Raw genomic sequence first — 7,210 nt, forward strand, 5'->3', positions numbered from 1 at the left:
TCCCGAAAACCGCGTGGAGCGATTCCAGGAGTGCCGGGAAAAGTGGCAGAACATCCGTTGATACCAGGCTACAATCTCAGCCTGAGACTCACCAGGAAATTGCGGCCTGCCTGCGGGTAGTAGAAGTTTTCGGTAGTCATTTGCTGGTCGGCTATGTAACTGAACGTATAGCCGTTGTTCTCGTATAACGCGTCAAACATGTTGTACACCAATACACCGATTTCCATTTCGCTGAAAAGCACGTCGCGCAGGGTATAGTGCAACCTGAAGTTGGTAATGAAATAAGCATCCAGCATTCGATTGCGGTCAGAAGTATTGTCCAAAAACTGCTCACCCACGTATTTAGGCATCAAGCTCATGCGCAAGTCCTTCAAGGGCTCGTAGGTAAGAATCCCCCCTGCCACAAAATTGGGCGAAAAGGCGATGTCGGTATTGCTGTGCTCAATGGCCAGTTGGCCACCCTGATCAAAGTCGTCCACAAATTCGGTGAACGAACGGATTTTATTCCGACTGAATGTGGCATTACCTCCAAGGGTTAGTGTACGGTGCAGGCGCACACCCCCTTCAATTTCAATCCCCATTCGGTAGCTGTCATCCACATTTACGCGATTGTAGGCTCCTACATCATTGATCTCGCCGTTCAACACAAGCTGGTCTTTATAGTCCATCAGGTAGTAATTGGCATTTAAAAACCAATTTCGGCCGCGGTAACGGTAGCCTACCTCCAGGTTCCGAAGTTGCTCGGCCACCGGACGACTTTCAGGAGTGCTTTGTGTAAAGTCGCGGCGCACAGGCTCTCGATGCGACACACCGAGCGAAGCGTAAAAGTTGTTTCGCTCATTGAGATCGAACATAAATCCGGCCTTGGGATTAAAAAACCCGAAGTTCACTTGCTGATCGGCCAGCACAAATTCCTCAAACACCACATTGAATCCCTCAAAGCGATAGTCTATGCCGCGGTATTGCAAATCGGCAAAGGCGGTAAATTTTCCCAACTGCTGCGTGGCTTTTACGTATCCGTGCCACTCGGTTTTGAGCGCGTTGTTATCGTAGTAGCGGTCGCGAATGTTGCTCTGGGAAGCAAAGCGGGCCCAGATAATCTCGCCAAAATGATCACCGTCGTAAACATTCCAGCCCCCACCAACGGTTACATCCAGTCCGCGGTGGTTGTTGTAGTTCATGGAAAACACCTGCCCGTAGAAGTGATTGTCCAGCCACCTGCGGCGAATCAAATCGGTACGCGTGATGGTGTCGCTGTTCACCACCAGTGGCTCGAGGTTGTAGGTGCTGAAACGGTCGTTGGCACGGTATTGCTCAAAGTAGCCGGCACCGCGCGTGTAGTGCAGGGAGGTGTTGAAGTTTACACGTTGACTGAATCGATGCGAAAAGTGCAGCTGGTAGTGGTGTTGCTGGTAATTGTCTACTTCATTGTCGTAAAACTGCATATTGCCGTCCTGGTCAAAAAACATTCCCGCGCTGTTAAAGGTGCGGTTGTTCTCAAGGTTTTCGGCCGATACTCCATTCCATGCCTGATAGGTTACTTCGTGCCCACCAAACACATTGAGGCGCAATACCGAGTTCTTACCGTGCCATGCTCCGGCAAGGTAGTAAGAGCGCAAATCGCTGGAGGCCCTATCAATGTAGCCGTCAGAGGTGATTTGCGACAGGCGGGCATCCAGCGAAAACTTATTGTCGATGAGTCCTGTTCCAGCTTTTACGGTGTGGCGCCAGGTATTGAATGAGCCGTATGCATTTTCAATCTCGCCGTAGGCTTTTTCCTGAAGCGCGTTGGTTTGCAAGTTGATGCTTGCACCAAAAGCCGCCGCTCCGTTGGAGGATGTTCCGACACCGCGTTGTATCTGCACACTTTCCAGCGATGAAGCCAGATCGGGCATGTTTACCCAGAAAACGCCATGCGACTCCGCGTCATTCACCGGAATTCCATTGATGGTAACGTTGGTTCGGGTGGGGTCGCTTCCGCGAATGCGAATACCCGTGTAGCCCACCCCTGCTCCTGCGTCGGAGGTTACCACAGCCGAGGGTGTAAATTCCAGTATGTATGGCAGGTCCTGCCCGAAATTGGCGTCTCCGACCTCTTCTTTGCTGAGATTGGTGTAAGTGGTGGGAGTTTTGCTTCCCGCCCGCGTAGCCGAAATCACCACTTCTTCGGAGAGGAAGATACTTGGCCGCATCTGCGGACTCCAGATGAGCCGCTCGCCGTCTTGCACCAGCAAGGTATCTTCAACGGTTTCAAATCCCAGGAAAGACACGCGCATTGCGTAAGGCCCTGGTCTCAGGTTTCGCAGGCGGTAACTTCCATCGGTAGCGGTAAAGGTACCCTTGAAAGTTTCGGCAATGGCCACCGCCGCACCTGCAAGCGGTTCGCCCCGATCATTGGTTATAACTCCGTGAATTTCGCCCTGCCCCGCGGCTGTTTGCGTGAGGAGGAGCGCAGTGGTAAGCAGCGTAATAAACCGCATCGTACAATTGTTTTAAGTTCAACAATTGCAGAAAACAAGGGGCAACTTTCCCGCAGAAAAATTAACGAATTAAAAAAACCTCCTCCCTACGCCGGCATTACCCGGATCAGGTTATTTGGGTATAATCTCAGCCTGACATCCCGAACTACTTCGGGAGATAAGGCACCCCTTATGAGACGCGGCAAAAGTAACAAACCCGCGGAAACATTGTTCGGAAAGATTCGGGCAACTCCATTCTCACCACACTCTACTGATCTACATATTGTTAGTAGGCCATTTTTTGATTATTGAACACAATGCTGAAATGCACTTTTGCATCGAGTGCTTCAAACACTTTCAAAATAGTGTCGAATCTTGCGTTGGTCGCACTATTCTCTATCTTGGATATCTGGGCTTTCTTAACCCCAACCAATTTACCCAGCTCTTCCTGCGTTAAATTACGCTCTTTTCTTGCTTTTTTGATTGCACGGCCCAATAGATCCAGCCGAAGTTCATGCTCGAATTCGTTGCGCTCTTTGGTGCCTTTTTTTCCGATGTATTGGTCGGTGAGCTCTTCCAGTGTATACGTTTTCATCTTTTCTCCCATGTTTCGTTTAAATACTGTTTACGTAAGCTCTCTGCTCTGGCAATTTCAACTTTTGGTATCTTGTCTGTCTTCTTCAGGAAACCATGTGTTGCAACAACTAAGGTTTCAGACTTGTTTCGTTTATCCCAAAAGGCAAGAAGCCGGTAATGGGCTTTGCTATACTTTGTTCGAAACTCCCATATTTCATTTTGCAGCTTTTTGAATAACTCCTTGTCGTTGGCCATTTTCGACTTCCAAAGATTGTAAACTATCTTGCTTCTGGATTTTTCGTCGAGCCCGTCTAAAAACAATTTGGCTTCTTCTAAAAACACAACCTCAAACCTTGAGTCGCTCACCATTGTAGTTTAACACAAAGATAAAAGTTTCCTGAATAAGAAACAAACGTTCGTATGAACTGAGCACGTACACGTTACATTACCTGCCGAACTGAATCAAAGCTTCACCAGCGCGACAATTTCCCCAGCAAATTGGCCAGTGCGGGCTTGTAGGGTGGGTAAATCATCTTAAAATCGAGATACTTGCGCTTTACCACTCCACGCTCGTTCGAAAACTCCACAAAGCCGTAGTGGCCGTTGGATTTTCCGATACCGCTGTGGTTCACTCCGCCAAATGGCAGATTGGGGTTGATGGAGGTTACCATCACTTCGTTGATACCAACGCCGCCCGATGTGGTTTGCTTGAGGATATACCCGATGTTTTTCTTGCTCTTACTCATGATGTACAGCGCCAAAGGCTTTTCGCCCTGGCTGATTATTTCAATAGCGGCATCAAGGTTCTCTACCGGCAACACAGGCAACACCGGACCGAAAATTTCTTCTTCCATGATGCGCATATCAGGACTCACACCAAGTAGCAAATGCGGTGCAATCAATCTGTCGGAGGGGTTCATATCCCCCGCCACGCGCAGTGTTGCCCCGTTTTGCACGGCATCGTCAATCAGCGATTTTACGCGTTCAAAATTGCGGTCGTCAATGATCCGGCAGTAATCGCATGATTGCGCAATGCCCTGCCCGGTGCGGTTGTACATCTGTTGCACTGCTTTTTCAAACGCAGCCGCAAAGGCTTCCAACTTCGATTCGTGAACCAGGGCATAATCAGGTGCAATGCAGGTTTGACCGGCATTGATGCACTTGCCCCAGGCCACTTTTTCGGCAGCGTCTTTTACGTTGGCTGTTTCGTCCACAATCACCGGCGACTTCCCGCCCAGTTCAAGAGTCACCGAAGTGAGGTGCTCCGAAGCCGCACGCATCACAATCTTACCCACCTTGGGGCTTCCGGTAAAGAAAATATGGTGAAAGGGCAGCGACAACAACTCGGTGGTAGTCGGCACATCGCCTTCTACAACTGCCACCTCCCGTTCGTCGAAGAGTTCACCAATCATGGTCTTTAAAAAGCCCGATGTGGCCGCCGCAATTTCCGAAGGTTTGAGCAACACCACATTTCCGGCAGCTATGGCGTGAATCATTGGGTTCACGGCCAATTGCAGGGGGTAGTTCCAGGGAGAAATCACCATCACATGACCCTTCGGTTCGTGGCGCACCCAACTGCTCATGCCCAGCATGGCAAGGGGTCCTGACACGGGTCGGTCGCGCATCCATTCGCCCAGCTCGTCGTAAATGTGCCGCATGCAAACCTGGATGGTTGCCAGCTCTGTAGCAATGGCCTCTTCCCTGCTCTTACGCAGATCGGTTTGAAGCGCATCCATCCAAAGCTGCTTTTTGACGGAGTCGTTCAGGTAGCGGTCAATACGGCGAATGCGCTCAACGCGCTCTTTGGCCGTGGTGTTTTTCATGCGCTGAAGGTTGTCGGGAGCGTGTTGCAAATCAAACACGCGCCGCGCTTCTTCGGCATTGCTGAATCGGTTGGGGGTGGTGGTGGACATCTTACTTCAAAATTTTCTTGTGAACAAAGCCGCTGCCGGTGTGCATCCGCAACAAATAAGCACCGTGGGGCAGCGAACTTGTGTGCAACACCGGGCGGGCGCTGTTAAACGGCGATTGAAGGACGGTTCTTCCGGTCATATCTATCAGTTCTAACTGCTCAATGTCGGGGAAACCCGGGCGCGGACGAATATGCAGCCAATCGCCAAAAGGCACCGGGTACACATCCACTTGTCCGCTCAAAAGTTCTTCCACGCTCAAGGCGCCGGGCGGACCTACATAAAAGTCGTCGATGTACACAAAATTGCCGCCGTCGCTCAAAAATTCAATCCGAAACATGACCGATTCGGTGAGCAGCGCTGCAGGAAGGTTTACCTCTGTGGCTGTCCAATCGCTTTCCGTTGCAGGAATGAAGTCCTCATCCTGAAGCAATGGTGCCGTTTCGAGGTTGGTGTTTCCCGTGAAGCTTACCAGCGGAATCCAGGTATTGCCGCAATTCGTGGAGCGGTACACCCTTAGGCGGTCGTTGTTGTTGGGCGCGCGTTTGGCCCAGGCGTGTTTAAACGACAATACAACTTCGGTTTCTTCGCTCAGGTTCAGGGGCTGCGAAATAGCGTTCACCACCCTGCCCCGCACGTCGGCACCATTGGCAAACATCAACGACTGCGCGCTGTTGAAACCTACTTGGGCAACGACCCAGCCATCGTCGGGCTCGGGGTTGAAGAACCACAGGTTTTGCGAGAGGCTCTCGGTTTCAAAATCGTCTGCCATTTGGCTTTGCTGATCCGGGGGTGCGGGCATCACGCGGATATAGTTGGGGCGGGTGATTTGCGAAAAACCGCTTGAGGTACTCACCACTATGGACACATTAAAATCGCCGCTCTCATTGTACTGCACCAAGGGGTTGGCGCTGCTGGAGAATTCCGGTCCCCCGCCCTCAAAGGTCCAACTCCACGAAGTGATGTCGTGGTAGCTCAAGTCATTGAACTGCACACTCTCACCGGCGCATAGCAGCCTTTTGTCAGCTTCGAAATCCACCTTGCAAATGTTGGGCTCCCAAAAAACACCGGTAGCCTCCAGGTTGTCGGGTTGCCAGAGGTTGTTCCGGCCGGCAATGGGCGAATTGAGCGTGGCGTGCATTCTGTCGCGCTGCCCTTCGGTAAACATGCGGGCACAATAGGCGTAATCCATGTAGTTCTGCACATTGTCGAGCGAGCCGCAGGTTGTTCCCGACAGGTTGCAGTTTTGCCAGCCGATGGTATTGGGTGTGTCTTCCACGTCGTCGTCAAAATTGCAGTTGTTGGGGTTAGCCACGGGCAGGTAGAAAAAGCCGGGCACATTGTTGCCGCCCCAGATGTGTTGCAGATTGAGGTAGTGACCAATTTCGTGGGTGAGCACGGTCCGCCTGAAATAATTACTGGTTCCGATGGTTCCTACGTAGTCGTGCCGCATCACGATTCCGTCCCATTCCGGAATAGTATCGGCGGCGGCGGGCATTACAGCGTGACCGGCCAGGCCGGCGGCGTCGGCGCACACGTAGATGTTCAGGTACTGGTCCGGCGGCCACTGAATGAGCGATTTGGCACTGTGGTCGCCCGGGTTGGTGAGCGCAGATGCCGTGCGGGTAATGCCGTTGGTACAGTTGCCCTCCGGGTCTTTGCGGGCCAGACGGATTTCGATTTCGGTATCGGCTGCAATACCTTGAAATTCCGGAAGGATATCGCCCGTATCGGGATTGAGTTTGCGGAGTTGAAGGTTTGCCTGCTCCACAGCATCGTATATCTGGGCATCCGAAATATTTTCGGGGCCGAAGTTGTGGATGACGTGAAAAACCACCGGTATGATATAGGGGTCGTTGCTGCGTGAAACCCGCTGAAAATGACGGGCAGCTTCGTCCAGGGACTGGTTTCGCGCGGCTATGGCGGCGGCGATTTGCGGGCCCATTCGGAGTATTTCGCCGTGCATTTCATCGGTGCCGCAGTGCAGATGAGGCGTTTGGCTTTGGGCCGATGTAAAAATGACCAACAGCACAAGAGTCAATAAATACTTCATGGTAAAAACAGGTTGTGCAGCCGAAGATACGGATTAGGTTTTTTGAAGATTTCGGAATTTTGAAATCGTTTCGGAGCAAGCGGAGGGAATTGGTTTTATTCAAAAAAAGCGCCCCTTGCGGGACGCTCCTTCAATATTCGAGGAGAGAAGCAAAATTAATCGGCTAACTTAATCGCTTTTTTCACCAGCAACTCACCATCTACATACAGCGC

Annotated in this window: 5 protein-coding genes and 1 riboswitch; all 5 genes read right to left on the reverse strand. The window is 51.4% G+C overall.

Translation table 11 applies throughout. The annotated features are described in order from the left end of the window. Positions 1–68: 68 nt before the first annotated feature. The 5 genes from EA392_00475 to EA392_00495 all read right to left on the reverse strand — a co-directional run bounded on the left by EA392_00475 (position 69) and on the right by EA392_00495 (position 6,998). Positions 69–2,480, reverse strand: coding sequence for a TonB-dependent receptor (locus EA392_00475; GenBank protein TVR42259.1), 2,412 nt, complete (start codon positions 2,478–2,480; stop codon positions 69–71). Between the two features lie 66 nt (positions 2,481–2,546). After that, positions 2,547–2,660: riboswitch (TPP riboswitch) on the reverse strand. A gap of 85 nt (positions 2,661–2,745) precedes the next feature. Then, positions 2,746–3,054 (reverse strand): XRE family transcriptional regulator, encoded by a 309-nt coding sequence (locus EA392_00480; GenBank protein ID TVR42260.1) that lies wholly within the window; start codon positions 3,052–3,054, stop codon positions 2,746–2,748. Next, positions 3,051–3,404 carry a type II toxin-antitoxin system RelE/ParE family toxin gene (locus EA392_00485; protein ID TVR42261.1) on the reverse strand — a complete coding sequence of 118 codons (354 nt, stop codon included), beginning with the start codon at positions 3,402–3,404 and terminating at the stop codon, positions 3,051–3,053. The genes EA392_00480 and EA392_00485 overlap by 4 nt, the downstream gene beginning before the upstream one ends. 101 nt (positions 3,405–3,505) lie before the next feature. Next, positions 3,506–4,948: an aldehyde dehydrogenase family protein gene (locus tag EA392_00490; GenBank protein ID TVR42262.1), complete on the reverse strand. Its 1,443-nt coding sequence runs from the start codon at positions 4,946–4,948 to the stop codon at positions 3,506–3,508. A gap of 1 nt (position 4,949) precedes the next feature. Continuing rightward, a complete protein-coding gene (locus EA392_00495) occupies positions 4,950–6,998 on the reverse strand; it encodes a T9SS C-terminal target domain-containing protein (protein TVR42263.1) in 2,049 nt (682 codons plus the stop codon). Positions 6,999–7,210: the final 212 nt, after the last annotated feature.

The sequence above is a fragment of the Cryomorphaceae bacterium genome, from assembly GCA_007695365.1.
Taxonomy (GTDB): Bacteria; Bacteroidota; Bacteroidia; order Flavobacteriales_D; family SKUL01; genus SKUL01.

Excerpts from the sequence above, each read along its gene's own strand:
- EA392_00475 (TVR42259.1), bottom strand. The coding sequence starts at position 2,480 with ATGCGGTTTATTACGCTGCTTACCACTGCGCTCCTCCTCACGCAAACA.
- EA392_00480 (TVR42260.1), bottom strand. The coding sequence starts at position 3,054 with ATGAAAACGTATACACTGGAAGAGCTCACCGACCAATACATCGGAAAA.
- EA392_00485 (TVR42261.1), bottom strand. The coding sequence starts at position 3,404 with ATGGTGAGCGACTCAAGGTTTGAGGTTGTGTTTTTAGAAGAAGCCAAA.
- EA392_00490 (TVR42262.1), bottom strand. The coding sequence starts at position 4,948 with ATGTCCACCACCACCCCCAACCGATTCAGCAATGCCGAAGAAGCGCGG.
- EA392_00495 (TVR42263.1), bottom strand. The coding sequence starts at position 6,998 with ATGAAGTATTTATTGACTCTTGTGCTGTTGGTCATTTTTACATCGGCC.